The 26,311-nt window shown below is 65.6% G+C and carries 23 protein-coding genes; 16 read left to right on the top strand and 7 right to left on the bottom strand.

The annotated features are described in order from the left end of the window. Window positions 1-203 precede the first annotated feature (203 nt). The 7 genes from CCR94_RS06425 to CCR94_RS06395 all read right to left on the bottom strand — a co-directional run bounded on the left by CCR94_RS06425 (window position 204) and on the right by CCR94_RS06395 (window position 7,659). Window positions 204-824: a cobalamin B12-binding domain-containing protein gene (locus CCR94_RS06425; RefSeq protein WP_158254646.1), complete on the bottom strand. Its 621-nt coding sequence runs from the start codon at window positions 822-824 to the stop codon at window positions 204-206. A gap of 651 nt (window positions 825-1,475) precedes the next feature. Further along, window positions 1,476-1,982 carry a TspO/MBR family protein gene (locus tag CCR94_RS06420; RefSeq protein ID WP_244593961.1) on the bottom strand — a complete coding sequence of 169 codons (507 nt, stop codon included), beginning with the start codon at window positions 1,980-1,982 and terminating at the stop codon, window positions 1,476-1,478. A gap of 2 nt (window positions 1,983-1,984) precedes the next feature. Further along, window positions 1,985-3,151: a geranylgeranyl diphosphate reductase gene (locus tag CCR94_RS06415; RefSeq protein ID WP_184421335.1), complete on the bottom strand. Its 1,167-nt coding sequence runs from the start codon at window positions 3,149-3,151 to the stop codon at window positions 1,985-1,987. A gap of 39 nt (window positions 3,152-3,190) precedes the next feature. Continuing rightward, window positions 3,191-4,546 carry a BCD family MFS transporter gene (locus CCR94_RS06410; protein ID WP_104507050.1) on the bottom strand — a complete coding sequence of 452 codons (1,356 nt, stop codon included), beginning with the start codon at window positions 4,544-4,546 and terminating at the stop codon, window positions 3,191-3,193. A 43-nt stretch (window positions 4,547-4,589) separates the two neighbouring features. Then, window positions 4,590-5,453, bottom strand: a complete 864-nt coding sequence (gene chlG / locus CCR94_RS06405; RefSeq protein WP_104507049.1) for a chlorophyll synthase ChlG — start codon at window positions 5,451-5,453, stop codon at window positions 4,590-4,592. Between the two features lie 54 nt (window positions 5,454-5,507). Then, complete coding sequence (gene ppsR, locus CCR94_RS06400) at window positions 5,508-6,971, bottom strand: transcriptional regulator PpsR (RefSeq protein ID WP_244593960.1); 1,464 nt, start codon at window positions 6,969-6,971, stop codon at window positions 5,508-5,510. A 34-nt stretch (window positions 6,972-7,005) separates the two neighbouring features. After that, a complete protein-coding gene (locus CCR94_RS06395; RefSeq protein ID WP_158254645.1) occupies window positions 7,006-7,659 on the bottom strand; it encodes a cobalamin B12-binding domain-containing protein in 654 nt (217 codons plus the stop codon). Window positions 7,660-8,045: 386 nt separating this feature from the next. Between CCR94_RS06395 and bchF the strand changes: the two genes are divergently transcribed. From bchF to bchO, 16 genes are all read left to right on the top strand, one after another. Then, window positions 8,046-8,555 (top strand): 2-vinyl bacteriochlorophyllide hydratase, encoded by a 510-nt coding sequence (bchF, locus tag CCR94_RS06390; protein ID WP_104507046.1) that lies wholly within the window; start codon window positions 8,046-8,048, stop codon window positions 8,553-8,555. Then, window positions 8,552-9,829 carry a ferredoxin:protochlorophyllide reductase (ATP-dependent) subunit N gene (locus CCR94_RS06385; protein ID WP_104507071.1) on the top strand — a complete coding sequence of 426 codons (1,278 nt, stop codon included), beginning with the start codon at window positions 8,552-8,554 and terminating at the stop codon, window positions 9,827-9,829. Before bchF ends, CCR94_RS06385 begins: the two co-directional genes overlap by 4 nt. Window positions 9,830-9,831: 2 nt before the next feature. Continuing rightward, window positions 9,832-11,388 (top strand): ferredoxin:protochlorophyllide reductase (ATP-dependent) subunit B, encoded by a 1,557-nt coding sequence (bchB, locus tag CCR94_RS06380; protein ID WP_104507045.1) that lies wholly within the window; start codon window positions 9,832-9,834, stop codon window positions 11,386-11,388. Continuing rightward, window positions 11,363-15,091 (top strand): magnesium chelatase subunit H, encoded by a 3,729-nt coding sequence (locus CCR94_RS06375; RefSeq protein WP_104507044.1) that lies wholly within the window; start codon window positions 11,363-11,365, stop codon window positions 15,089-15,091. Before bchB ends, CCR94_RS06375 begins: the two co-directional genes overlap by 26 nt. Next, the gene (gene bchL, locus CCR94_RS06370) at window positions 15,088-15,969 is read left to right on the top strand and encodes a ferredoxin:protochlorophyllide reductase (ATP-dependent) iron-sulfur ATP-binding protein (RefSeq protein ID WP_104507043.1); all 882 of its coding nucleotides are present in this window, start codon (window positions 15,088-15,090) and stop codon (window positions 15,967-15,969) included. The genes CCR94_RS06375 and bchL overlap by 4 nt, the downstream gene beginning before the upstream one ends. Then, a complete protein-coding gene (gene bchM, locus CCR94_RS06365; protein WP_104507042.1) occupies window positions 15,969-16,670 on the top strand; it encodes a magnesium protoporphyrin IX methyltransferase in 702 nt (233 codons plus the stop codon). The genes bchL and bchM overlap by 1 nt, the downstream gene beginning before the upstream one ends. After that, window positions 16,667-18,079: an MFS transporter gene (locus tag CCR94_RS06360; RefSeq protein ID WP_104507041.1), complete on the top strand. Its 1,413-nt coding sequence runs from the start codon at window positions 16,667-16,669 to the stop codon at window positions 18,077-18,079. Before bchM ends, CCR94_RS06360 begins: the two co-directional genes overlap by 4 nt. A 15-nt stretch (window positions 18,080-18,094) precedes the next feature. Continuing rightward, the gene (gene puhA, locus CCR94_RS06355; protein ID WP_104507040.1) at window positions 18,095-18,859 is read left to right on the top strand and encodes a photosynthetic reaction center subunit H; all 765 of its coding nucleotides are present in this window, start codon (window positions 18,095-18,097) and stop codon (window positions 18,857-18,859) included. Next, window positions 18,856-19,494 (top strand): photosynthetic complex putative assembly protein PuhB, encoded by a 639-nt coding sequence (gene puhB, locus CCR94_RS06350; protein ID WP_104507039.1) that lies wholly within the window; start codon window positions 18,856-18,858, stop codon window positions 19,492-19,494. Before puhA ends, puhB begins: the two co-directional genes overlap by 4 nt. Before the next feature lie 20 nt (window positions 19,495-19,514). Beyond that, a complete protein-coding gene (gene puhC, locus CCR94_RS06345) occupies window positions 19,515-19,991 on the top strand; it encodes a photosynthetic complex assembly protein PuhC (RefSeq protein WP_104507038.1) in 477 nt (158 codons plus the stop codon). Then, on the top strand, window positions 19,988-20,293 hold the full coding sequence (locus CCR94_RS06340; RefSeq protein ID WP_210302273.1) for a hypothetical protein: 306 nt from the start codon (window positions 19,988-19,990) through the stop codon (window positions 20,291-20,293). Before puhC ends, CCR94_RS06340 begins: the two co-directional genes overlap by 4 nt. Continuing rightward, window positions 20,290-21,351, top strand: coding sequence for a magnesium-protoporphyrin IX monomethyl ester (oxidative) cyclase (gene acsF, locus CCR94_RS06335; RefSeq protein WP_104507037.1), 1,062 nt, complete (start codon window positions 20,290-20,292; stop codon window positions 21,349-21,351). Before CCR94_RS06340 ends, acsF begins: the two co-directional genes overlap by 4 nt. Window positions 21,352-21,364: 13 nt before the next feature. Next, a complete protein-coding gene (gene puhE / locus CCR94_RS06330) occupies window positions 21,365-22,453 on the top strand; it encodes a putative photosynthetic complex assembly protein PuhE (RefSeq protein WP_104507036.1) in 1,089 nt (362 codons plus the stop codon). A 151-nt stretch (window positions 22,454-22,604) separates the two neighbouring features. Beyond that, window positions 22,605-23,621 carry a magnesium chelatase ATPase subunit I gene (gene bchI, locus CCR94_RS06325; protein ID WP_104507035.1) on the top strand — a complete coding sequence of 339 codons (1,017 nt, stop codon included), beginning with the start codon at window positions 22,605-22,607 and terminating at the stop codon, window positions 23,619-23,621. Then, window positions 23,618-25,390, top strand: a complete 1,773-nt coding sequence (locus CCR94_RS06320; RefSeq protein WP_104507034.1) for a magnesium chelatase subunit D — start codon at window positions 23,618-23,620, stop codon at window positions 25,388-25,390. The genes bchI and CCR94_RS06320 overlap by 4 nt, the downstream gene beginning before the upstream one ends. Continuing rightward, entirely contained in the window at window positions 25,387-26,289 is a 903-nt protein-coding gene (bchO, locus tag CCR94_RS06315) for an alpha/beta fold hydrolase BchO (RefSeq protein WP_104507033.1), read from the top strand. The genes CCR94_RS06320 and bchO overlap by 4 nt, the downstream gene beginning before the upstream one ends. Window positions 26,290-26,311: the final 22 nt, after the last annotated feature.

Raw genomic sequence — 26,311 nt, 5'->3', positions numbered from 1 at the left:
GATCATCTCATGTCGGGCGCTCCGGAGGGACTCGGTCGGTCGCGTGGCGCCACGCTTGACCTGCGCCAACTTTGCCGCACCTTCCAACCCGCCGCGCTTGCAACGCCTCAGTCTTGCGCTCTCATCCGACGCGCGAGCGCCAAAATAAAAAAGCGCCCGGACGACCCTGAGGACCCCGAGCGCTCTCATTCTCTAAGACCCAATCAGGCGGCGACCGCCTGACCGAAATAGAAGCGATTTGCGAGCAGCAGTGCGCCCGGCCCGTCCTCCGCCATGGCGTCGGCGCCGATCCGCGCGACCAGTTCGGGCCGGCCGCGCAAGGCGGAGCCGCCGACCATGACAGCGATCGACCGATTGGCGGAGCGCCGACGAATGGCCTCGATCACGCGCGCGGCGCCATCGAGATCCGATTCCTCGCTGACGGTCACGCCCAGCACGGAGAACCACTGGGTTTCTGCGATGCGGGCGCTGTCGGCCGCTGAGCGTCCGAGCGAGAGGGTCGTGTCCCATCCCGACGAAACGAGGAAAGCCGAAACAATCTCCACGCCAAAGAAATGCCGTTCCTTCGGCGCCGAAATCAGCAAAGCGTTGCGACCGGGCGCGCCCGGACCGCCGGAAACCCGAACACAGGTTTCCAGCATTGCGCGAAGGCGGGTGACTCCAAGGGTCACATCGACGAAATCGCATTCGTCCTGGAACCACGATTCACCCAGTTGGCGCGCCGTAGGCGCGAGCAAAGTTTCCAGCAGCGCGGCCATTCCCATGCCCTCGTCGCGTTTGCGGAAGAAGAAGCTCTCCGCATCCGCTCCGTCGGGCTGGATCACCAAGCGCGCAAATTCTGCCACTACGTCAGCGTCCGCTTCGAAAGGGAACGCCGGAACCCGCAGTTTGCGGTGAAGGCTGGCGAGCTTAGGTCCGAGATGTTCCTTCACAACCCGTTCCAGACGCTCGTTCTCGGCGCTGAGGAGCGCCCGCCTCGCGGTTAATTCGCTTGCATCCTGAAGCTGAACAATGCCCGCGTGGTGGTCACGAGCGTCAAAGGCAAAGCCAACAAAACCCATCAACCCCTCCCGGTCAAAAAACACCGTTGGGAAATTCCGTCGAGCCAGTCGTTGAGGGCCAGCGCGCGTATAAGAGCCAAAAACCTCACGCGAGTAAAGCCCAAATGACGCGCTCCGGCCCCGGTACGACGGATCACCGCGCGGAAACCTAGGGGGCGCCGCCTGATAAATCCTTGACCTAAATCATTTTATTTCGCGGCGTTTCTATCAATTTGACGTGACGGGGGCCATGACGCTGCGACATTACGCCTCAAGCCCAAGATTGACTCATCTTCATCCCCGCGGGTTGACCTCTCGCAACGTACAGCAAGATCAAATGTATAGGCGATCAGCGCCAGAGCTGAACGCCCCCCTCCCGCGCCAGCGGCGCGAAGGGCTCGACGACGAAAGCGCGGGGATGAACGGACACGGGGGTCACCCGGCCGCTTTGCCCGCGAACGGCGCGTTGAGCCGAACAACCTGCCAGTTCAGCCATCCGGCGAAGCTGACCCACGCCAGATAGGGGCAGAGCAGCCAGGCGGCCCTTGGCGAGAAACCGCCGCAATAGAAGATCAGCGCCAGGATGGACGCCCAGAACGGCACGAGTTCGATGAGCGCCCAGTCGGGCCGCCTCAACTTGAAATAGAGCGGACTCCAGGCGAGATTGAGCAAGGCGTTGACAGCGAGGATTTCGATCAAGCCGGCGCGGGTCGCCGCATCCGGCGCGTCGTTCCAGGCGATCACCCCCGCTGTCGCGATCAGGGCGAAGATCAACGACCAACCGGGACCGAACGCCCAATCCGGCGGTTTCAGCGCGGGAAAGCGCAGTCTTTGATACCAGGGCCCGGTGTCCGTCGTCGCCCCGCCAATGACGGCGACAAAAACCACCGCGCCGGCCGCGACGGCGATTTCCACAACATGAGCCCAAAAAGTTTGCATCATGGCTATGCCAGTCTCAACAGGTGGGCGACGTCTTTGAAGAAGATGCGCGCCTGCGCCCAAAAGTTCCGCTTGGGATATTCCTTGTTCATGTAGGATTCCCAAGTCAGCCGCTGCACGTCGGGATCGCGGCAGATTTTGACGAAGCTTTCGCGACCGCGGTCGGTTGAATAGAAAAAACGCTGCAACAAGCCGAGCACCCAGAACACGCGCCCATGGTCCTTCATGAAGCGCTTGCGCGCGGTCGCCAGCGCGCGCGCGTCGCCGGTGTTCAGACATTCGTTGACGGCGTCAGCGGCGAGCCGACCGCCGAGCAGGGCGTAATAAATACCTTCGCCCGAAGCCGGCGCCACCGTTCCGGCGGCGTCGCCCGCCAGGACGACGTCGCGTCCGTTGTCCCAGCGCTTGAGCGGTTTCAGCGGGATGGGCGCGCCCTCGCCGCGAATGGTCTTGAGCGGTCCCAGGTCGGTCTCGCCCCGCAGCGCCGCCACCGCGCCACGCAGGGAAAACCCCTTGTGCGCCGAGCCGACGCCGACGCTCATGGTCGGGCCATGCGGGAACACCCAGGCGTAAAAATCCGGCGACAGGTCGCCGCGATAGTAGATTTCGCAGCGGTCGGGCCGATCAGCCGGCGTCTCGACGATCTCGTGATAGGCGAACACCATCGGAATGCGCTCGGCGCCAGGAATTTCCTGCCGCCCCACCTGGCTCAAGGCGCCATCCGCGCCGATCACATATTTGGCGCGAAGAATTTCCTCGGTCACGGCGCCTTGGGGACGATAGTGGACGAGAACGTCGCCGTCTTCGCGCGTCAGTCGCAGATAGGTCCCGGTCAGGCGCGTCGCGCCCGAATCTGCCGCGCGAACGCGTAAAAATTCGTCGAACTCGAGGCGGTCGACCATGCCGACATAGCCGCCCTCGATCGGCATGTCCACGCGGACGTCGCTGGGCGAAATCATGGTGGCCATGCTGACGCGGCATTTCAGCAAATGCTGGGGAATGTCGAAGTCGCGAATGGCGCGCGGCGGAATGGCGCCGCCACAAGGCTTGATGCGACCGGCCTTGTCGAGCAGCGCGACCCGCCGCCCGGCGCGAGCCAGATCCTGCGCGGCGGTCGCGCCAGCCGGTCCGCCACCGACCACAACCGCGTCGAAGCGATCCTGAGCTGGCATGGAGTTCTCCTTTTGAAGCTGAATCATCAATCTGACCATTTACGCGCCTGTCGGCGCGCTCTCGAATTCCACGACCTCGCCGGGAGACCGAGGCGCCTGGCGCTCGATCCGGAGCGCGAGCAGCGCCGCCGCCACGAAGGCGATCGCCTCAATCACGAACACCACGCCATAGGCGGCGAGTGGCGAGCCGAGCGCCCAACGGGCGATGTCCACCAAAGCGGCTCCGATCAGCCCGCCGGCGCCGAGCGCCAAAGCCTGCGCCGCGCCCCAGAGTCCCATGCGCACGCCCTCGCGCCCCTCAGCGCCGCGGCCCGCAAGGCCCATCATGGCCCCGATCGCCGAGGCGGCGTAGACCCCGTTGCTGACGCCTAGCACGAATACGGCCGCGCGCAACGGGCCGGCGTCGGAGGGGACCAAGCCAGCGGCGGCCACCAGAACCAGCGCGGTCGAGGCGGCGAGACAGCCCCCGACGATCCAGAACTTAAGATTGCCAAGGCGCGGCCCTCCGATGGCCGACGCGCCGATCGCAACCACGATCATGCCGAGCAGCGTGCCGCCATGCTGAAGGCCGGCGAGTTTGGTTGTAACGCCCGGCGTCAGGCCGAAGGCGAGGCCGGCGAACGGCTCGACCAGCAATTCCTGGGCGCTGTAGGCGAGCATAGAGACGAAGATGAAGATGGTGAAGCGGCGCGCGGCGGGCTCGGCCCAAACCTCGCCAAAGGCCGCGCGGAACGAGGACGGCCGGCGTCCATCTCCAGCCCGCGCGGCGGAGCGGGTCTCCACGCCGGCGACGGCGAGGCAAGCCAAGGCGAAAGCGCTCACGCACACCACGCTCGTCACCGCGATCAGCCGCGAACCGGAATAGGGGTCGAGAAAATGCCCGGCGAGCGGCGCGGTCACCGCGAAGCCGACGATCATCATCACCCACACCAATGTCGCCGCGGCGGCGCGGCGTTTCGGAGCCACACGCGCCGCGAGGGTCGCCAGCACATTGGTGCCCGCCGCGCCGGCGCCGCAGCCGACCAACAGGAAGCCGAGCGCGGCGACGGCGAGGCCTTCAAACATCGAGGTTCCCGCGAGGGCCGCGCCGGCGGCGGCGAGTACGCCGCCCAGCGCCAACGCCGCCATGCCGCCGACGATCCAGGGCGCGCGGCGTCCGCCGACATCGGATTTATGGCCCCACGCGGGCCGCATGATCTGGACGCCGTGGAACAGGGCGACCAACAGTCCGGGGATCACGGCGGGCAGGGCGAGTTCGACCACCATCACCCGGTTGATCGTCGCCGTCATCAACACAACGATCGCGCCGAGCGAGGTCTGCACCAGACCCAGACGCGCGATGCCGGCCCAGGTCAGCAAAGGATAAGAGGTGAACGGCGACAAAGCGTCGCGCATTCCAGGGACCGACGAGGGCTCGGACGCGGCGCTCATGCCAACCTCACCCCGCGCGCAGCGCGAAAGCGCTGACAAGCATGCCCAGCACATAAAGCGTCGTGCCGGTGGCGTTATAATAGGCCGCCTGTCCGCGCGGATCCTTCAGCAGCCGGACCATCAGAACGAACTGACCGATCAGCAGGCCCGCGACGAGCACGGCGTAGAAAGGATGCCCCCAATTTATGAGCAGGCCGATCACCAGCACCTGCGGCGCCGCCATCACCACGCAGGCCAATTGCACCGCCTTGACGACGCCAAGCTGGACGGGCAGGGACCGCACGCCCATCACCTTGTCGCCCTCGATGGCCTTGAAGTCGTTCAGGGTCATGATGCCATGCGCGCCGAAGCTGTAAAGAAGAGCGAACAGAACGACAGCGCCGCTCGGGAAGGCTCCGGTCATCGCCGCCGCGCCCGTGAACCAAGGCAGTCCCTCATAGCACAGCGCGACCGCCGAATTGCCATACCAGCCGTTCAGCTTCAGTCGGTAGGGCGGCGCGCTATAGGCCCAGGCCAGCGCCAGCCCCAAGATCGCGGCCGCCAGCACCGAGGCGCCGAGCGTGGCGGCGACGATGAGCGACAGCACCGACCAGATGCAGCCGATGTAGAAACCCCAGTTCCCGGGAATGCGGCCGGACGGAATAGGCCGGCGCGGCTCGTTGATGGCGTCGACCTCGCGATCATACCAATCGTTGACGGCCTGGCTGGTGGCGCAGACGAGGGGTCCGGCGAGGCAGGCGCCGACGACCGCGGCCCCCCAGCGAATGGAGACGCCGCTCGACACTACGCCACACATATACGCCCACATCGGCGCGAACCACGTGATGGGCTTAAGCAGTTCGAGGACGGCTGATAATTGAGGCTTCTGCATATCAAAAACGCTAGACTTGACAGTCAAAAGTGTCAAGCCGCATTTACGGTTGGATCAGACGCCGTCATCGTCGAGGGCGGAGTCGTCCTCGCCGAGATCGCCGAGGCCATAGCGACGCAGTTTCGCATAAAAGCCTTGCCGGCTGAGGCCGAGCATTTCCGCCGCCGCCGCGCGATTGTCGTGGGTGAGCTCCAGCGCCGCCTCGATGCAAAGCCTCTCGATCAGGTCGGTGGTCTCGCGCACGAGGCTTTTCAGCGGAACCCGGCCGACCAGGTCGATGAAATGCTCGACCGTGCGCGGCAGTTCGCGCCCGCCGAGCCGCTCGCTGCCGGGACGCCAGCCCACCGCGCGGATGGTCAGCCCATAGAACGGGTCGCCCGCGCCGGGCAGAAGCACGCCGGCGACCTCGACATCCTCGTTGGAGCCGAGTTCCCCGCGCACGATGGTGGAAAAGTGCCGCACGGCGCCATGGGCGCGCAGATTGGCGAAGAGAATGCCGACATCGATCGAGGGGCGGCCCAGCCAGCGCTCGATCTTCTCGCCCCTGGTCTGCGCCTCGACGCCGACCTGGGCCAGATCGAGGAATGCGGCGTTGGCGCTGACCACGCGCAGATCGGAGCTGATGACGACGAAGGCCTCCGGCATGGCGACGACCATCTGGAGGAGGTTGGCGTCCTGCTCGCTGCGTGGGCCGGCGCCGGCCTCGACCCGCGAGAACAGCACCAAGAGATGCGCGGCGCTGTCCTGCCGGAACAGCGAGCCGGAGATCAGGACGCGCACGCCTTTGGCCGCGATTTCGACCATGACATTGTCGACCCGGGGCGCGAGTCGGGCGGCGGCGATGAAGGACTGGATCGCCTGCCGGCTGCGCGTTTCGAACAGTTCATTGAAGGACGTGCCGGAAATGCGCCGGGGATCGACGCCAAACAGCGTGGCCGCCGCCGGATTGAGCTCGACGATGCGCTGCGAATTGGCGTCGACGATGGCGACCGGCTCGTTCGAGAGTTGGAACAGCAGGCGGTAGCGCTTTTCCGCGTCGCGTATTCGCGCGTATTCGCGCTCCATGTCCTGTTGGGCGTCCGCGAGCCGCCGCTGTAGCGCGGCCAGCGCGCGCAGGTCGCGCCCCACCGCCACGACGCGGGATTCGGTCTCGATGCGCACCGCGCAATAGCGCACGGGAACGTCGGCGCCGCCCGAGGCCGAGGGGTGGTTGACCTGGCGCCACCGCGTGGGCTCGCGGGGATTGGCCTCGTGCAGCAGGTCGTCGATCTTGGGCCGCGTCTCGCTGGTGACGAGGTCGGCCCAGCGCCGTCCAAGCCACTTGCCGCCCAGCTCCTTGGCGAGGTCTGCGTTCGAGAAGGCGACATCAATGATTGCGCCCTCCTTGTCGACGACAAGCGACACGTCCGCCGCGACGGCCACGAGCGCCCCGGTCGTCACGGCGTCCATGACGCCAAGATGCTCCTTGGCGTCGGAGAATCGCCCCTTTGCTGGGGAAGCCGACGAGCCATCGCTCACGGATGTATTCCTGTTCCGTCTGACGAACGCGAGCTCAGCCGCGCGTGTGAAAAGCGTGTGACATGGCGGACCCGGTTACCAAAGCATTTGGGCGTTTAACAGGGATTGTGGCGGCGCACACACAGAAATCCGCCTCGATGTTTCTAGCGATATCAGGATGTTCGGCGAAGATTGCGCCCCCGACGACAACCAGCAGCCTCGGATTGCGCGAGGCGGCGCGCGCCTCGGCGATCGCGTGCGACAGGGACTCGACATGACGATCGCAGCCTAACGAAAAGCCAACAAAATCATGCCACTCCCGCGCGAGTTGGGCGCCAATTCCGCGCGCCTCGCCCCTGCTTACCCGCCAACCGAGGTCGCGAAAGGCGGCTTCGGCCACCTCGGCCCCGAGCGTGTGCCGCTCTCCGGGAGCGACCCGCATGAGGATGGAGGGCGGTTTCAAAGGGCCCCGCGCGGCGGCTTGCGGCTTGATCCGGCTCATCAGGCGTTGCAGCGCGCCGCATGCGCGCTGTACGTCGATCAGGTCGCAGTCGTCCCGATCCCACAGCCGCCCGAGTTCACGCGCGATCGGCGCGAGGATCTCGTTCATCACGGAGAGCGGCGCGGCTCCTGCCGCGAGCCGCGTCTCGACTTCGTCGCGAAAGACGTCGCTGCCGCCCACGACGAGCAGGCGGGCGAGGCGAGCCACTTCCGCAGCGGAAAGCCCGCCGTCTTTCTCGGGCCGGAGCAGCCGCCGATCGATGCGAAGGGCGTCAAGCTCCGCCTTGGCCCGATCGGCGCGTCGCGTCGCCGTCTTTTCGGCGATGGAGCCGTCTCTCGCGAAACGCCGTGGGAACGCGCCCGACAGGTACATGCCGCCCCCAATTCCCGAGAACGCGTCAAGCGTAGTCCAGAGGTGACCGACACAGGTCGCCGGCCCAGCACGCGACGTCCGCGCGCCGTGTCACACTTAAATGTATTTTTTGCTTTACGTCAATTTATCTTGACATTTTTTGCACCGCCGCCCTAGGATAATTGCCCAGCGATGACCTTGACGCTGCTCGAATAAACGCGTGCCTTCCCAGGGAAAACAGTATGATCGTTCAAAGGACGACCAGCGCGACATCGAAATCGCTCTATAGTCCCGAGCAGAGAGCGCGCCGCGACGCGACCCCTTGGACTCTTGTTCAGGGCGTATTGGCGCCGTTCCAGTTTCTCGTTTTCCTTGTCTCCCTCGTTCTCGTCATTCGCTACTTGGCGACCGACCAGGGACAAGATGTCGCTACGGTGTCGATTGTCGTCAAGACCGTTACCCTATACACGATCATGATCACCGGCGCGATCTGGGAGAAGGTCGTGTTCGGAGTCTATCTGTTCGCCGAGCCTTTCTTTTGGGAAGACGTGTTCAGCATGTTGGTCATCGCGTTGCATACAACCTATCTGGTGGCGCTTTTGACGCATGCTTTCGATGTGCGCACGCAGATGATGATCGCGCTCGCCGCCTATGCGACCTATGTGGTCAACGCGGCGCAGTTCCTGTTGAAGTTGCGCGCGGCCCGGCTCCAGGGCGCTAACGGCGTCGCCGCGACGGAATGCGCGCCATGAACGAGGCTGTCCCGCTTCGTCCGTCCGCGCCCGGGGCGCTGCTCGTTCATCATGAGCGCGGCCAGCGCGAGGTGTTCTGCGGTCTCGCCGGGATTGTCTGGCTGCATCGCAAGATTCAGGACGCTTTTTTCCTCGTCGTCGGCTCCCGTACCTGCGCTCATCTGTTGCAGTCGGCCGCTGGCGTGATGATCTTCGCCGAACCGCGCTTCGCGACCGCGATCCTCGAGGAGCGCGACCTCGCTGGCATCGCGGATATCAACGACGAACTCGATGGTGTGGTGTCGCGCCTGCTGGAGCGTCGGCCCGACATAAAACTTCTGTTCCTGGTCGGCTCTTGCCCTTCCGAAGTCATCAAGATCGACCTTGTCCGCGCCGCTTATCGTCTGAACCGCGCGCACGCGCCGCGCGCCCGTGTCGTGAGCTATTCAGGCAGCGGCATCGAAACGACATTTACCGAGGGCGAGGATGCTTGTCTCGCCGCGCTCGCGCCGGACCTGCCGGCCGAACCCGCGACGGCGGCTCCCTCTCTTCTGGTGGTCGGCGCTCTTGCCGACGTCGTCGAGGATCAATTCGCGGCGACATTCCGAGAAATCGGGATTGACGCGCGCTTCCTGCCGGCGCGTCGCGCCGACGCCATGCCGGCGGTCGGGCCGAACACAAAGTTCATCCTGGCGCAGCCTTTCCTCGCCGAAACGGCGCGCGCGCTTGAATTGCGCGGCGCGCGACGGATTTCTGCTGCTTACCCGCTCGGCTGCGAGGGAACGACCCTCTGGCTCAAGGCCGCCGCCGACGCCTTTGATGTTCCTGCCGCGCGTTTCGACGCCGCCGTGGCGCCTGGTCGCGCGCGCGCCGAAAAATCCCTCGCCCGCTACAAGGCGCAACTCTCCGGCAAGACGATTTTCTTCTTCCCGGATTCGCAGCTCGAAATCCCTCTGGCGCGGTTTCTCGCCCGTGAACTCGACATGCAGCCGATCGACGTGTCTACGCCCTATCTCCACCAGCAATTGCTCGCGGAGGAGCTCGCTCTTCTTCCTACCGAAACGCGCCTGAACGAAGGTTCCGACGTGGATCGCCAACTTGATCGCTGTCGCGCCGCGCGGCCGGACTTGACCGTTTGTGGTCTGGGCCTCGCCAATCCGCTGGAATCCGAGGGGCTGGCGACCAAATGGGCGATTGAGCTGCTGTTCACGCCGATCCAGGGCTATGACCAGGCGGGCGACCTTGCCGAACTCTTCACCCGGCCGCTCACGCGCCGGTCGCGGCTGGAGGTCTGACCATGCAACTGACGCTCTGGACCTATGAAGGCCCGTCGCACATCGGCGCCATGCGCGTGGCTACGGGCATGAAGGGTCTGCATTTTGTCCTGCACGCTCCGCAGGGCGATACCTATGCGGATCTGCTGTTCACGATGATCGAGCGCCGCCAGGAGCGGCCGCCGGTCACCTATACGACCTTCCAGGCCCGCGATCTCGGCACGGACACCGCCGAAATCTTCAAGACCGCCGCGCGCGACGCCTTCGAGCGTTTCCAGCCGCGCGCGATGATCGTCGGTTCGTCCTGCACGGCCGAACTGCTTCAGGACGATCCCGGCGGCCTCGCCCGCGCGCTCGCCCTTCCGGTCCCGGTCATCCCCGTTGAACTGTCCGCCTACTCCAAGAAGGAAAACTGGGGCGCGGCGGAGACGTTTTATCGTCTCACGCGCACGCTCTCCGGCGTGCGGCGGGAACGCCCGCAGCGCGAGCGTCCGCTGGCGAACCTGCTCGGCCCGACGGCGCTCGGCTTCCGCCACCGCGACGACGTGCTGGAAATCACCAAACTGCTCAACACGCTCGGCGTCGACGTCAACGTGACCGCGCCGATGGGCGCCACGCCCGATGAACTGACGCTGCTGGGCGAGGCCGATTTCAACGTCGTGCTCTATCCAGAGATTGCGCTGCCGGCGGCGCAATATCTCGAAAAGGCGCATGGTCAGCCCTATACCAAGACCGTGCCGATCGGCGTCGGCGCCACCCGCGACTTCATCGCCGAGGTGCGCGCGCTCGCCAATCTGCCGGAGGGCGCTGTCCTGCCGGAGTCAAAGCTGCCGTGGTGGTCGCGCTCGGTCGACTCGACCTATCTGACGGGCAAGCGCGTCTTCATCTTCGGCGACGGCACTCATGTGCTCGCCGCCGAGCGGATCGCGCGCGAGGAAATGGGTTTCGATGTCGTCGGCCTCGGCACCTACTCGCGGGAATTCGCGCGCGATGTTCGCGAATGCGCCAAGCGTCACAATATCGAGGCGCTGATCACCGACGATTACCTCGATGTCGAGGCTGCGATCTCGGCGGCGCATCCCGACCTCGTGCTCGGCACGCAGATGGAGCGCCATATCGCCAAGCGCCTGCGCCTGCCTTGCACGGTGATCTCCTCGCCGGCGCACGTCCAGGACTTCCCGGCGCGCTATGCGCCGCAAATGGGGTTCGAAGGCGCGAATGTCATTTTCGACTCCTGGGTTCATCCGTTGATGATGGGCCTCGAAGAGCATCTGCTCGGCATGTTCCGCGAGGACTCCGAGTTTCACGAGGGGGCCTCCCATCTGGGCGCCTCCAGCGCGCCGGCGCCAGCCACGCCGCAACGGGCTGTCCCGGCCGCGGCGGTCTCCGCCGCCCCGGCTGCGGCGGCCACGCCTCTCGATCCGCAATGGAGCGACGAGGCGGCGCGGGAACTGAAGAAGATCCCGTTTTTCGTTCGCGGCAAGGCCCGTGGCAATACCGAAAAGTACGCGCGTGAGCGTGGTCTGACGACCATTAGTGTGGGAACTTTGTACGATGCAAAAGCCCATTACGGCCGCTGAGGAAGCTTCCGTGAAGTTCGTGATCGTCACGATGGATTCGCACGTCGCGAGCGCGACAGATCGTGCGCGCATCGCGCTGGCGAAGGAAATCCCCGGTCTGGTGCTGGTCGTGCACGCCGCGTCGGAATTCGCCTCCGAGCCCGAGCGTCTGAAGCGTTGCCTCGACGACATCGCCGACGCCGACATTGTCGTCTCCATGATGCTGTTCCTGGAGGAGCATTTCAAACCGCTGCTGCCCGCGCTGATGGCGCGCCGCGACCACTGCGATGCGATGGTCTGCGCCATGTCCGCTGGCGAGGTGACCAAGCTCACCAAAATGGGCAAGTTCGACATGAGCGCGCCGGCGAGCGGGCCGATGGCCCTGCTGAAAAAGCTGCGCGGCTCCAAGCCGAACAACGAGGCCGCCGGCGCCAGCCAGATGACCATGCTGCGGCGAATTCCGAAGCTGTTGCGTTTCATCCCCGGCACGGCGCAGGACGTGCGCGTCTATTTCCTGGCGCTGCAATATTGGCTGGCCGGCTCCGAAGAAAACATGGAGAATCTGGTCCGCGCGCTGGTCGATCGCTACGCCGACGGCCCCCGCCGGAAACTGCGCGGCGCGATCAAGGCGGCGCCGCCGAAGGAATATCCCGACAACGGCGTCTATCACCCCGCCATTCCCGGCCGGGTCGCCGAATCGGTCGACAAGCTGCCAGCCCGGCCCGACGCCAAGGCGACGGTCGGACTGCTGATCATGCGGTCCTACGTGCTCGCCGGCAACACCGGCCATTACGACGGCATGATCGCGGCGCTGGAAGCGCGGGGCTTGCGGGTGATTCCGGCTTTCGCCGCCGGTCTCGACGCCCGTCCGGCGATCGAAAAATTCTTCATGAAGGATGGCCGCTCGACCATCGACGCCATGGCGTCGCTGATGGGCTTCAGCCTGGTCGGCGGTCCCGCCTATAATGACGCGAAGGCGGCCGAGGAAATCCTCATCAAGATCGACGCGCCCTATATCGCGGCCCATCCTGTCGAGTTCCAGACGCTGGAGCAATGGAAGGAGTCCGATCGCGGTCTGCTGCCGGTGGAAGCGACCATCATGGTTGCTATTCCTGAACTGGATGGCTCCACCGGTCCGGCGGTGTTCGGCGGTCGCGCGCGCGGCGGCTCTATTTGCGGCGGTTGCGAGGACGGCTGTTGCTTCCCGGACTCGGAAAGCCTGCGCGACATGCACGTATGTAAGGAGCGCGCCAACGCGCTTGCGTCGCGCATCGAAAAGCTGGCGGTGTTGCGCCGTTCGGAACGCGCGCAGCGCAAGATCGCCATCGTCATCTTCAACTTCCCGCCGAACGCCGGCAATACCGGCACCGCCGCCTATCTGTCGGTGTTCGAATCGCTGCACCGCGTTCTCGTGGCGATGAAGGAGGCGGGCTATTCGGTGACGCCGCCCACCAGTGTCGACGCCCTGCGCGACTCCATCATCAAGGGCAATGCTGCCAATTACGGCGCGATCGCCAACGTCCACACCCGCATTCCCGTCGACGACCATGTGCGTCGCGAGCGCTGGCTCAAGCAGATCGAAGCGCAGTGGGGACCGGCGCCGGGCCGGCAGAACACCGACGGTGCGACGATACACGTGCTGGGCGAGCGGTTCGGCAATGTGTTCGTCGGCATTCAGCCCTCAATGGGCTATGAAGGCGACCCGATGCGGTTGCTGTTCGAACACGGTTTTTCCCCGACCCACGCCTTCTCAGCCTTCTGCCGCTGGCTGAAGGAAGATTTCGGCGCCGACGCTGTCCTGCATTTCGGCACGCATGGCGCGCTGGAATTCATGCCGGGCAAGCAGACCGGCCTGTCCGAATCGTGCTGGCCGGATCGTCTGATCGGCGACTTGCCCAATTTCTATCTCTACGCCTCGAACAACCCGTCCGAGGGCGCGATCGCCAAGCGCCGCGCCGGCGCCACGCTGATCAGCTATCTGACGCCGCCGGTCGCCAACGCCGGCCTCTATCGCGGCCTGCTCGACCTTCGCGCGACGCTCGATCGCTATCGCAATTGCGGGCCGGACGCCGACAGCGAGCGGCGCGAACTCGCGGAAATCATCCAGGCGCAGGCCAGCGAACTCGATCTCGCCAAGGCCGAACCGGCCTGGGGCGACGAAGCCGAGGCGAAAATCCTCGCGCTCGGCGATGCGGTGCTCGAACTCGAATACACGCTGATCCCCCATGGCCTCCACATCGTCGGTTCGCCGATGTCGCGCGAGGAGCGCGTGGACATGCTGACGTCGATGGCCGAGGCGACCCAGGGCGTTCGCCTGTCGCCCGAGCACGTCGCGGCGATGGTCGACGGCGCCGCAGTCGATTCGATCTCGCGTGACGCCACGATCCGCGACGCCTTGCGGGCGTTAAAGTCTTCGGCCGACTATCTGGCCAAGGATTACGAAGTCGCGGGCATTCTCCACGCGCTGGACGGCCGCTTCGTCCGGCCGGCGCCGGGCGGCGACCTGCTGCGCATGCCGGAAATCCTACCGACAGGCCGCAACCTGCACGGCTTCGATCCCTTCCGTATCCCAAGCGCCTACGCCATCCAGGACGGCGCCAAACAGGCGGCGCGCCTGCTCGACCGCTATCTCGCCGACGGCAACGCCTTCCCGGAAACCATCGCTTTGGTGCTGTGGGGCACGGATAATCTCAAGACCGAAGGCGCGCCGATCGCGCAGGCGCTGGCGCTGATGGGCGCGGCGCCCAGGTTCGACAGCTACGGCCGCCTCGCGGGCGCGACGTTGATCCCCCTGGAACAACTCGGCCGCCCGCGCGTCGACGTGATCATCTCGCTGTCGGGTATTTTCCGCGACCTGCTGCCGTTGCAGATCAAGATGCTGGCGGAGGCCGCCTTCCTCGCCGCGTCCGCCGACGAGCCGGCGGAGCGCAATTTCCTGCGCAAGCATGCGCTGGATTTCGTTGCCGCGCATGGGGGCGAGATCGAAGAGGCGGCCCTGCGCGTGTTCGGTAACGCCGACGGCGCCTATGGCTCCAACGTCAACAACCTCGTTGAAAGCGGCAACTGGGAAAACGAGGACGAACTGGCGGAAACCTACACCCGCCGCAAGGGTTTTGCTTACGGTCGCTCGGGCGCGCCGGCGCAGAAGCCGGAACTGCTCAAGAGCGTGCTGCAAAGCGTAGATCTCGCCTATCAGAACCTTGATTCGGTCGAACTCGGCGTCACCACGGTCGATAATTATTTCGACACGCTCGGCGGCGTCAGCCGCGCGGTCAAGCGCGCTAAGGGCGAGGTCGCGCCGGTTTATATCGGCGACCAGACCAAGGGCGAGGGCGTGGTGCGCACACTTAACGAGCAGGTCGCGCTGGAAACCCGCACCCGCATGCTCAATCCCAAATGGTACGAGGGCCTGCTCAAGCACGGCTACGAGGGCGTTCGCCAGATCGAGACCCACGTCACCAATACGATGGGCTGGTCGGCGACCACCGGACAGGTGGAGCCGTGGGTCTATCAGCGCCTGACGCAGACCTATGTCACCGACCCGGAAATGCGCGAGCGGCTCGCCGCGCTCAATCCGGCGGCGACGGCCAAAATCGCAACAAGGTTGCTTGAAGCGCACGAGCGTGGATACTGGAAGCCCGACCCGGAGATGCTGTCCGCATTGCAGAACGCCGGTGAGGAACTGGAAGATCGCCTCGAAGGCGTTGTCGCGGAGGTTGCATGAACACGGTTATCCGGAATCCCCAGCCGCCAGGCTCCGTTCAAGTCGAACTCGACCCGGACGTGCGCATCGGCACAGCCAAGGTGTTCGCAATCTACGGCAAGGGTGGAATCGGCAAGAGCACGACCTCGTCGAACCTGTCGGTGGCGTTCACCAAGCTCGGAAAGCGCGTGCTGCAAATCGGCTGCGATCCCAAGCACGATTCGACGTTCACGCTGACGAAATGCCTGGCGCCGACCGTGATCGACGCGCTGGAATCGGTGCGTTTTCACATCGAGGAATTGCGGCCCGAAGACTACATGATGGAGGGCTATAGCGGCGTGATGTGCGTGGAGGCGGGCGGACCACCGGCCGGCACCGGTTGCGGCGGCTTCGTCGTGGGCCAGACAGTAAAACTGCTCAAGGAGCATCGCCTGTTCGACGACACCGACGTAGTGGTGTTCGACGTCCTCGGCGATGTCGTGTGTGGCGGCTTCGCCTCGCCGTTGCAGCATGCCGACCGCGCGATGATCGTCACCGCCAATGATTTCGATTCGATCTTCGCGGCGAACCGCATCGCCGCCGCGATCAACGCCAAGGCGAAAAACTACGACGTCCGGCTCGGCGGCGTGATCGCCAACCGCAGCGCCGCCACCAACGAGATCGACCGCTTCTGCGATGCGACCGGCCTCAAGCGCGTGGCGCATATCCGGGACATCGACGCTGTCAGGCGCAGCCGCCTGAAGAAATGTACGCTGTTCGAAATGGAAGAGTCCCCCGAAGTCGAAGCGGTGCGCAAGGAATATATGTCGCTCGCCGAAAAGCTGTGGGCTGGGGTCGAACCGATCGAGGCCACGCCGATGAAAGACCGCGATCTCTTTGAATTCCTTGGTTTTGATTGATGGCCGACCTGACTTACCATAACAAGCGCGAAGAACTGCGCCACTATTTCGACCGCACCGCGGTCGAGGCATGGCGTCGCTTGACCTCTGACGAACCGGTCGGCTCGGTTCGCGCCACCGTGCGCGCCGGTCGCGACGAAATGCGCGCGAACCTGTTGTCCTGGCTACCAGCTGACCCTAAGGGCGCGCGCATTCTTGACGCCGGCTGCGGCTCCGGCGCCCTCGCGGTGGAGCTCGCGCGGCGCGGCGCCGATGTGGTCGCCACCGACATCTCGCCGACCCTGGTCGATCTGGCCAAGGAGCGCTCGGCAGCCGAACCCTTCGCTGATCAAATCGACTGGCGCGTGGGCGACTTCCTCAGCCCGGACCTTGGCGCCTTCGACTATGTCGTAGCGATGGACAGCCTGATCCACTATGACGGCGCCGACATCGCCAAGGCGCTCGAAACGCTCGCCGCCCGCACCTCGCAGGCCATCGTGTTCACGATCGCGCCGCGCACCACGCTGCTGACGCTGATGCACGCGGTCGGCAAGTTTTTTCCGCGCGGCGACCGGTCCCCGGCGATCGCGCCGATCTCTCAGGCCGCGCTCGCGCGCGACATGCAGCGTCAGGCCGGCCTAGCCAACTGGCGTCTGACCCGCTCGCATCGCGTCGCGCGCGGCTTCTACATCTCCGAAGCCCTGGAGGCGCGGCCCGCATGAACAGCCTCAGCGCCACTATCGTTGGAAGCCTCAGCCGCCTGCCGTTCGCGGACGCGGGGACGGCGGAGTTGCCGATGGGACGTTTGCTGCGCCTGTCGCTGTTCCAGGTCACAGTCGGCATGGCGGCGGTGCTGATGATCGGCACGCTCAACCGCGTGATGATCGTCGAACTCGCGGTGCCCTCGTCAATCGTCGCGCTGATGCTGGCGCTGCCTCTGCTCTCCGCGCCGCTGCGCACGGTGATCGGCTTCCGCTCGGATCGCTACCGCTCGGTGTTGGGCTGGCGGCGCGCGCCATTCATCTGGTTTGGCACAATGGCGCAGTTTGGCGGCTTCGCCATCATGCCCTTCGCGCTGGTGCTGCTGTCCGGCGACACAACGGCGCCGATGTGGTTCGGCCAGGCGGCCGCCGCGCTCGCCTTTCTTCTCGTCGGCGGCGGTCTGCACACCGTTCAAACCGTTGGCCTCGCGCTTGCGACCGATCTCGCGCCGGAGCGGGCGCGGCCCAAGGTGGTCGCGCTTCTATGCGCAGCCATGCTTTTGGGCATGGCCTTGAGCGCCTTCGTCTTCGGCTTAGCCCTGCGCGCATTCAGCGAGGTCAGGCTGATCCAGGTCGTCCAGGGCGCCGCGCTCGTGACGCTGGCGCTCAACACCATCGCGCTGTGGAAGCAGGAACCCCGCAACAGCATTGTCGATTCAGCGCCGCGCCGCGCCGGATTTCTGGAAGCCTGGAGCCTTTTCGCTAATGAGGCGCGGTCTCGTCGCCGTCTCGTCGCCATCGCGCTGGGCACGGCCGGCTTCTCCATGCAGGACATTCTGCTGGAACCCTATGGCGGCAAGATTTTGCATCTGCCGGTCGGGGCGACGACCTTGCTGACCGCCATGCTGGCGGTCGGCGGCGGACTTGGTCTTGTTCTCGCGGCGCGGCGTCTTAACCACGGCGCCGACCCGCATAGGGTCGCGGGCATGGGCGCGCTCGTCGGCGTGATCGCCTTCGCCTTCGTCATGTTCGCCGCCCCGGTGGAGTCGGGCTTGGCCTTCGGCATCGGCGTCGGACTCATCGGCTTCGGCGGCGGGCTGTTCGCACATGGCGGCCTGACGGCGAGCATGGCCTTCGCGCGTCCCGAGGCGCGCGGGCTCGCGCTCGGCGCCTGGGGCGCCGCGCAAGCGACCGCTGCGGGTCTCGCGATCGCGCTTAGCGGTTTGATCAATGACACAGTGGGCGCGCTCGCCGTGAGCGGCGCTCTCGGTGAGGCCCTCGCCGATCCCGTTGCCGGCTATTGCGCGGTTTACGCGATCGAAATCCTTCTGCTGCTCGCCTCGATCATCTCGATCGGGCCGCTGTCTCGCAGAAACGTCAAGGCCACGCAGGACAATTGCCTGCGCGGCTCCCCTTCACTTGGTTTTTAACCCCGGAGGCATGCCATGGTTCACGGCGCAGTCGGCCATCTCGATGTGGCCCAGCTCACAATATGGGCGTTTTGGTTCTTTTTCGCAGGCCTGTGCTGGTACCTGCGTCAGGAAGACCGGCGCGAGGGTTATCCGCTCGAGTCCGAGGCGGATGGTAAATTGAACCCGCGCGGCTTTCTCTACATTCCCGATGCGAAGACCTTCCGCCTTGCGGACGGCACCGCTGTCAAGGCGCCGACCTTCCAGGGCGACACCCGTCCGGTCAACGGCACCAAGGTCGAGCTTTGGCCGGGCGCCCCGATCGAGCCGAACGGCGATCCGCTGTCGGCCGGCGTTGGCCCCGGCTCCTACAACGTCCGTCCGGACTTCACCTACAAGACTGTCGACGGCCTGGATCTGGTCTCGCCGCTTCGCGTCGCCACCCATTTCGCGGTGCCGGCTGAAGGGAAAAGCCCGATCGGATATTCCGTGATCTGCGCCGACGGCAAGTCCGGCGGAACGGTCAAGGATCTCTGGATCGACCGCGGCGAATCCTGCGTGCGCTATTATGAAATCGCGCTCGCGTCGGGCGGCTCCGTGCTCGCGCCCGTCTGTTTCGTCGATGTCAAGAACGGCGTGAAAGCTATCAAGATCAACGCGGTCACCTCCGAGCAACTCCAGCGCGTTCCTAAGCTGAAGTCGCCGAACGCGATCACGATGCAGGAAGAAGACAAGGTCTCGGCCTATTACGGCGCCGGCACCCTGTATGCTACTTCGGAGCGGGCGGAGCCCTTCCTGTGAAGGTTGTAAACCTGGAAAAGCTACTGCCCTCGGACATTCCGCCCGGGGAGCACATACTCTGGTGCGGTCGTCCTGATCCCAAGAGCCTTTGGCGCAGGGCCTATCGCGCGGATTGGGTCATCATCTGGATCGCCGTCGCGACCGCCTGGAGCTTCTTCTCGACCTTCGCCGACGAGGGGGCCCAAAAGGCCCTACTTGCGGCGGGGGTGACGCTCGCCCTCGGCGCGGCGGGTCTGGCGATCTTCGGCCTGCTCGCTTGGCTGAGCGCGCGCGCCAGTCTTTACGTCATTACGGAGCGCCGCCTCGTCATCAAAAGTGGCGTCGCTCTTCCGATCTTCGTCAACCTGCCGTTCGCACGCATCGTTTCGGCCGACGTTCGCGTTTTCGGCGATAAAACGGGTGATGTCTCGGTGGTACTTGCCGAAGGTCAACACGCCTCTTATATTGCTCTCTGGCCGAGCGCGCGTCCGTTCCGGTTCGTCGATACTGAACCGACCTTGCGGTGTGTGCCGCAGGCTCGGGCGGTGGCAGAAACCCTGGGCCGCGCGCTTGGCGCGGCGGCGGGACGAACGCCAGAGCAGACCCATGCGGACAGCGTCGAGGCCAGCAAGATGGAGCTTCCGGCGTCCACTTGAGGCTTGAGAGGAGCGAAGGGATGAGTGAGACCGTCCATAAGAGCGGCCATCATGCGGAGACCTTTCCGCGTGGCGTGCTCTTTGGAGCGGGGGCGCTCCTCGCCTTCGCTTTTTTCGCGGTTTTTTTCGGGCGCTCCTCGGATGTCGGGGCCGTCCACATGCCGGCCGCCCAAGCGTACCAAACACTGCTCCTTCGCTTCAACGATCAGGACGACGGCGGCATCGCCATTGTCGATGCGTCGAATGGCGTGATTCTGTCGAAGGTCGCGCCGGGCACGAACGGTTTCCTGCGCAGCACGATGCGCGGCTTCGCGCGCGCGCGCATGCTCGGCGGCATCGGCCCGGAGACGCCGTTCGCCCTCACGCGCTGGAGCGACGGCACGCTGTCGCTGCTTGACGAAAAGACCGGCCGGCGCGTCGATCTCGACGCCTTCGGATCAAATCAGTCCGAGACCTTCGCGAAGTTGTTCCCGGCGGCCAAGGCGCCCACGCATTGAGCGTGCCGTCTGTGTTTGTCCGGCGGCGGTTCGAGGTTCCCTGTACGGTGGAAATCGAGAACACGGCGGACTCGCTTCACGCCCATGTCGAACTCGATGGCGATTTCATCCTCGCGCCCGGCGACGAAGTACGTGTGATCAACCCACCGGAACGCCCGCCCTATGGCGAGAGGATCGTCGCGCGCCGCCGCGCTATTGTCACGCGCGCCAGCGCGCTGGGACAATTGTGGACCCGGCTGGCTGGCAACCTTGAATTGACTGAACTCTACGACGTGAGCTTTTCAGAAAAGAGGTCTCTGTGAACGCACCAGTCCGGACTATCGAAACCGCCGAGGCCACCCGCATCGCGCAGCAGGACTCTGTTCTGACTCCGCGCTTCTACACCACGGATTTTGGAGCCATCGACCGTATCGACGTCAGTTCGGTGCGCGCGGAATGGGATGCGTTGATCGCCGAGATGCGCGCTGACCCCAATAAGCGGCATTTCCAGCGCGACGAGGAGTTCGACCAGGAATTCAAGCTGAACCCGGAACTTGACGCGGAATTCCGGGACTTCCTGATCTCCTCCTGCACGGCCGAGTTTTCCGGTTGCGTGCTCTATGCCGAGATGAAGAAGCGCACCACGAACCAGGACATGAGGGATCTCTTCACCTTCATGAGCCGCGACGAGGCGCGCCACGCCGCCTTCATCAACGACACGTTGAAGGATTTCGGCATCGGCGTTGATCTCGGCTTCCTCACCCGCGCGAAAAAATACACCTACTTCCGGCCAAAATTCATCTTCTACGCGACCTACCTCTCCGAGAAGATCGGCTATTCCCGTTACATTACCATCTTTCGCCTGTTCGAGCGCCATCCCGAGCGTCGTTTCCATCCGCTCTTCAAAAAGTTCCAGGAATGGTGCAACGACGAATTCCGGCACGGCGAAGCCTTCGCGCTCATCCTGCGCGCGGATCCGAAACTGACGCAGGGCCTCAACGTCTGGTGGATCAAGTTCTTCGTGCTGTCGGTTTACGCCACAATGTATGTGCGCGACCATTGCCGGCCCGCGTTCCACAAGGCGGTCGGAGTCGCGCCAGAGGACTATAGTTTCGAAGTCTTCCGCCTCTGTTCTGAGATTTCCAAGCAGGCGTTTCCGCTCACGCTCGACATCGATCATCCGGCGTTCAAGCCGGGCTTCGACCGGATGGTCCGGATCTCGCAGGCCATCGAGCGCGCGGAGGCCGAAGGCGGCGTCATCGGCAAGGTCAAGAAAGGCCTGCTCGTGGTGGGGGCCGCGCTGACCTTCGCGCGCCTCTATCTGATTCCGGTCAAGAGCAACCCCTTGCCGGACACCATCCGGCTCGCGCCGGTTTGGTAAGGGAGCCGTAACCGTGCACGACTTCGGCCTGCCGATCCTCGCGACCCTGGCGCTGTGGTGGGGTTCCACCGGCATCATCTTCTATGTCGACAGTCTGCCGCGGAACACGTTCCGCTACACCATGATCGCGGCCACGGCGCTCGTCGGCCTCGCCCTTTGGGGCCTTGTGGCCACCTCGGACCACCTGACGGCGAGTTCCGCCTATGGCGCCTTCTCCTACGGGCTTATCTGCTGGGGCTGGCAAATCCTCAGCTTCTACATGGGCTACATCACCGGTCCCCAGCGCCAGCCCTGCCCACCGGAACTTCGCGGCCTCGGCCGGTTCATCGAGGGCGTTCGCACCAGCCTCTATCATGAGCTTTTCGCGCTGATCGGCGCCGTCGTCCTGCTCGCCCTGACCCACAACCAGCCCAACCAGTTGGGCTTCTGGACCTATGCCACGCTTTGGTGGATGCACGAGAGCGCCAAGCTCAACGTGTTCTTCGGCGTGCCCAATCTCGGCGAGGAGATGATTCCCGAGCATCTGCGCTATCTCGCCACCTATATGACGCGACGGCCGATGAACATGTTCTTCCCGATCTCGGTGACGATTTCGACCGTCATCACCGTTTGGCTGGCCTGGGCCGCCACGGCGGCCACCACCGCGTTCGAGGCGACCGGCTACACCATGCTGGGCACGCTGATGGCGCTCGCCGTCGCCGAACACTGGTTCCTGGTCGCGCCGCTCAACGCCAACGCGTTGTGGGGCCAGATGGGGCGCCGCCAGGATGATTTCTCCGGCCTGATCGAGGGCGAAATGATCGCGCTGGAAAATTTCGCCGAGCGCGACGAGAGCTGGATCGCGCCACTGCCTCAAATCTGTGAGGCGCGCCATCTCGCGCAGTTGCTGGAGCTCGTCGCCGCCGGCGCGTTCGGCGAAGTCGATGAGGTCAAGGGCGCGATGCGCACACGCGCGCACTGGATCGCGTTCGAGATCAACGGCAGCCGCGCGCGCATGACGCCGTTCACGCCGCGCCGCCCGCAAGAGCCGCGCATTGTCGCTATCGGCCGCCATCTGGATCGCGACCGCCTCCTGGCCGCGATCGAGAATTGCGCGGCCTGAAAGCGCCGAAAATTCCCGCCGAGACTCCCTACTGTCGCGAAAGGACGCGCAACGTCCTCCAAAGGGGGTGTGTCAACTTGTCTTGATGGAAATCAATTGCCAGATGTCACCCTGGAATGACATAAAGACCCCGAACAGGGCACTACAGCATATGGCAAATCCGTTTCCTTTCTCCGCTATCGTCGGTCAGGACGATATGCGTCTCGCTTTCATGATCGCGGCCACAGATCCTTCGGTTGGCGGCGTGCTTGCCTTCGGCGATCGCGGCACCGGCAAGTCCACCGCCGTGCGCGCGCTGGCGGCGCTGCTGCCAAAAATCCGCGTGGTCGCCGGCTGCCCCTACAATTGCGCGCCTGAAAAGCGCGCGGGGCTGTGCGGCGCCTGCACGAACGACGCCAAGGGCAAGTCGGAACTGCGCAGCGCTCCCGTGGTCGATCTGCCGCTCGGCGCCACCGAGGATCGCGTCGTCGGCGCGCTGAACCTCGAACGCGCGCTCGCCGCCGGCGAAAAGCACTTCGAGCCTGGACTCTTGGCGCGCGCCAACCGCGGCTTCCTCTACATCGATGAAGTCAACCTGCTCGAAGATCATCTCGTCGATCTCCTGCTCGACGTCGCCGCCTCCGGCCTCAACCTCGTTGAGCGTGAAGGTTTGAGTCTGAGCCATCCCGCGCGCTTCGTGCTGATCGGCTCCGGCAACCCGGAAGAAGGCGAGTTGCGTCCGCAAATGCTCGACCGCTTCGGTCTCGCCATCGAGGTCAGGACGCCGCAGGAAATTCCGACCCGCATGGAGGTCATCCGCCGCCGCGACGCCTACGACCGCGATCCCGACGCCTTCCACAAGCATTGGGCCGCAGCGGAAAAGAAGCTGCGGACCAAGATCACCCACGCGCGCGAGCGCGTCGCCAATGTCGAGGTTCCCGAGGCGGCGCTCGAACGCGCCACGCGGCTCTGCGTCGCGCTCGGCTCCGACGGACTGCGCGGCGAACTCACGCTGATCCGCGCCGCGCGCGCCTATGCCGCGCTGGAGGATGTCGCAACGGTCGGCGATGCTGAGCTGAAGCGCGTGGCGCCCATGGTGCTCAGCCATCGCCTGCGCCGCAATCCGCTCGACGATTCCGGGTCGGCGACGCGCGTCGAGCGCGCGCTCCAGGAGGTCTTCGCGAAATGAGCGTTTCGGACGCGGTCTCGACGCCCTGGCGGCGCGCGAGCCTCGCGGCCGCCGTGTTCGCGCTCGACCCGCTCGGCTCCGGCCTGCTCGTGCGCTCGGGCGCCGGCCCCGCGCGCGACGCGCTGATGGCCCGGATCGCCGAGGATATCGCGCCGATGCGCTTGTCGCGCGCGCCCGCCGATATCGCCGACGACCGCTTGATCGGCGGCCTCGACGTCGCGGCCACGCTGCAAGCTGGAAGACCCATCGCCGAAACTGGCGTCCTCGCCGCGTCCCATGGCGGCGTTCTCGCCATCGCCATGGCCGAGCGTATTTCGACCGGCGTCGCGGCGCGGCTGTCGGCCGCGCTCGACATGGGCGAGGTCGCGCTGCAACGCGACGGCCTGTCGGCGATCCTGCCGGCCCATGTCGGCGTGATCGCGCTGGACGAAGGCCAGGAAGACGAGGCGCCCCCTCCGGCGCTGTCGGAGCGGCTGGGGTTCTGGGTCAATCTCGAACAGGTCGGTTGGCGCGACGTTGAGCCGCCCGCGCTGACGCCCGAGGATTTCGCGGCCGCGCGGAAAATCCTGCCGAGCGTAAAGACCGACGACAAGGTGATCGAGACGATGGTCGCGATCGCCGCGCAATTCGGCGTCGATTCCCCCCGCGCCGTCCTGTTCGCGCTGCGCGCCGCGCGCGCGCTGGCGGCCCTGCGCGGCGAGACCAATGTCGAGCACGAGGACATCGAGCTCGCCGCCGCGCTGGCGCTCGGCCCGCGCGCCACTCGGTTGCCCGCTCCCCCCGAGGAGGAGGAGTCGGAGGAGCCGCCGCCTCCCCCGCCGGAGGAGGAGACCCCGCCCGAGGACCAGGAGCAGAAGGGCGAGGACGACACCCCGCGCGAGCTGGAAGAACAGATTCTGGAAGCCGTGCGCGCCGCGCTGCCGCCGGGCCTGCTGGCCGCGCTGGCGGCGGGCTTGCCGCGCAACCGGCGCAGCAGCGCGCGCGACGGCAAGTCCGGCGAGGAAACCTATTCGATGCAGCGCGGACGCCCGCTCGACGCGCGGCCGGGTTCGCTGTCCAAGGGACGCCTCGCTTTGGTCGCGACCCTGCGCGCCGCCGCGCCCTGGCGCAAGCTGCGCCTGAAGCCGGACGAAAAGGAATCGCGCCGGGTCATCGTCAAGCCCGAGGATTTTCGTATCCGGCGCCACCGCCAGAAAAAGGGCGCGACCACGATTTTCGTGGTGGACGCGTCGGGTTCGCTGGCGATGGCCCGCCTCGCCGAGGTCAAGGGCGCCATTGAAATGCTGTTGGCCGATTGCTATGCGCGCCGCGACACCATCGCGCTGGTGGCCTTTCGCGGTCGCGTCGGCGAAGTCGTGCTGCCGCCGACGCGCTCCACGGCGCGGGCCAAACGCGCGCTGAGCGGCCTGCCCGGCGGCGGCGGCACCCCCATCGCGGCCGGTCTCGACGTCGCGCTGGACGTCGCCGACCAGAGCCGGCGCAAAGGCCAGACCCCGCTGATCGTGCTGATGACCGACGGCCGCGCCAACATTTGCCGCGACGGCGGGGCAGGGCGCCCGCGCGCGATGGAGGACGCGCTCGACGCCGCCAAGCGGATCGCCGCGGCGCAGGTCGCCGCGCTCGCCATCGACACCACCCAGGGCGGCGGCTCCGGCCCGGACACGCCGGTGCGCGCGCTGGCGGCGGCGATGCTGGGCCGCTATGTCAAACTGCCGCGCGCGGACGCCGCCGTCATCAACGCCGTCGTGCGCGGCGCGTTGCCACAATGAGCGGCCTCGACTTCGACATCGACGGAGCGGACTGGCCGCTGCGCGAGTCGAGTCGCTTCGTCAGCGCCGGCGGCTATCGCTGGCATGTGCAGGACCTCGGCGCTGGCCCGCAGGCGCTGCTCCTCCACGGCGCCGCCGGGGCCACGCATTCCTGGCGCAGCCTCGCGCCCCTGATCGCCGAGCATTTCCGCGTGGTCGCGCCGGACCTGCCGGGCCACGCCTTCACCAAAGCCGAGGGAAGGCTGGACGCCTCGCTCAAGGGGAACGCCGAGGCGCTCGACGCGCTGCTCGGCGCGCTCGATTACGCGCCGAAACTCGCGATCGGCCATTCGGCCGGCGCGGTGATCCTCGCCCGCCTGATCGCCGAAGGGCGCTTGAAGCCGGACCTGTTCGTCTGCATCAACGGCGCCTTTTTTCCGTTCGAGGGCGCCGCCGGCCATATCCTCCCGGTCATGGCCCGTCTCATGCACCTTAACCCGCTCGCCGGGCGCCTGTTCGCCTGGACCGCTGACCGTCGGCAGGTCGGCTTGCTCATCAAGGGCATGGGCTCGAACATCGACGATTTCGGGCTCGATCTCTACACCAGGCTGATGACCACGCCGTCGCATTGTTCCGGCGCGCTCGACATGGTGGCGAACTGGGATCTGACCCGCATCCCCGACGATCTTCGCCGCGTGGAGACGCCGACGCTGCTGATCGTCGGCGAGAACGACAAGGCGATCCGCCCGCATATGGCGGATCGGGTCGCCAAGCTGCTGCGCCACGCCAAAATCGTGCGTTTTCCAGGCGGTCATATCGTCCATGAGGAAGACCCGCACGGCGTCGCCGAGGCGATTTTCACCGCCTGGTCCGCCGTGAACGCGGGCCGGTCGGACCATGACGGCGAATCGTTGGCGTGAGCGGGTTTGCGATGGCGGATTT

This window comes from Rhodoblastus sphagnicola (assembly GCF_002937075.1).
In the GTDB taxonomy this organism is placed as follows: domain Bacteria; phylum Pseudomonadota; class Alphaproteobacteria; order Rhizobiales; family Beijerinckiaceae; genus Rhodoblastus; species Rhodoblastus sphagnicola.
This window is presented reverse-complemented; position numbering and strand designations above follow the sequence as displayed.

What these genes read in the sequence shown, in the direction of transcription:
- CCR94_RS06415 (WP_184421335.1), bottom strand. Translation starts at nt 3,151, where the DNA reads ATGCCAGCTCAGGATCGCTTCGACGCGGTTGTGGTCGGTGGCGGACCG.
- bchO (WP_104507033.1), top strand. Translation starts at nt 25,387, where the DNA reads ATGAGCGGCCTCGACTTCGACATCGACGGAGCGGACTGGCCGCTGCGC.
- puhC (WP_104507038.1), top strand. Translation starts at nt 19,515, where the DNA reads ATGAGTGAGACCGTCCATAAGAGCGGCCATCATGCGGAGACCTTTCCG.
- CCR94_RS06420 (WP_244593961.1), bottom strand. Translation starts at nt 1,982, where the DNA reads ATGATGCAAACTTTTTGGGCTCATGTTGTGGAAATCGCCGTCGCGGCC.
- bchM (WP_104507042.1), top strand. Translation starts at nt 15,969, where the DNA reads ATGGCCGACCTGACTTACCATAACAAGCGCGAAGAACTGCGCCACTAT.
- bchI (WP_104507035.1), top strand. Translation starts at nt 22,605, where the DNA reads ATGGCAAATCCGTTTCCTTTCTCCGCTATCGTCGGTCAGGACGATATG.
- bchB (WP_104507045.1), top strand. Translation starts at nt 9,832, where the DNA reads ATGCAACTGACGCTCTGGACCTATGAAGGCCCGTCGCACATCGGCGCC.
- CCR94_RS06320 (WP_104507034.1), top strand. Translation starts at nt 23,618, where the DNA reads ATGAGCGTTTCGGACGCGGTCTCGACGCCCTGGCGGCGCGCGAGCCTC.
- CCR94_RS06360 (WP_104507041.1), top strand. Translation starts at nt 16,667, where the DNA reads ATGAACAGCCTCAGCGCCACTATCGTTGGAAGCCTCAGCCGCCTGCCG.
- puhA (WP_104507040.1), top strand. Translation starts at nt 18,095, where the DNA reads ATGGTTCACGGCGCAGTCGGCCATCTCGATGTGGCCCAGCTCACAATA.
- chlG (WP_104507049.1), bottom strand. Translation starts at nt 5,453, where the DNA reads ATGCAGAAGCCTCAATTATCAGCCGTCCTCGAACTGCTTAAGCCCATC.
- CCR94_RS06385 (WP_104507071.1), top strand. Translation starts at nt 8,552, where the DNA reads ATGAACGAGGCTGTCCCGCTTCGTCCGTCCGCGCCCGGGGCGCTGCTC.
- bchF (WP_104507046.1), top strand. Translation starts at nt 8,046, where the DNA reads ATGATCGTTCAAAGGACGACCAGCGCGACATCGAAATCGCTCTATAGT.
- bchL (WP_104507043.1), top strand. Translation starts at nt 15,088, where the DNA reads ATGAACACGGTTATCCGGAATCCCCAGCCGCCAGGCTCCGTTCAAGTC.
- CCR94_RS06410 (WP_104507050.1), bottom strand. Translation starts at nt 4,546, where the DNA reads ATGCGCGACGCTTTGTCGCCGTTCACCTCTTATCCTTTGCTGACCTGG.
- CCR94_RS06375 (WP_104507044.1), top strand. Translation starts at nt 11,363, where the DNA reads ATGCAAAAGCCCATTACGGCCGCTGAGGAAGCTTCCGTGAAGTTCGTG.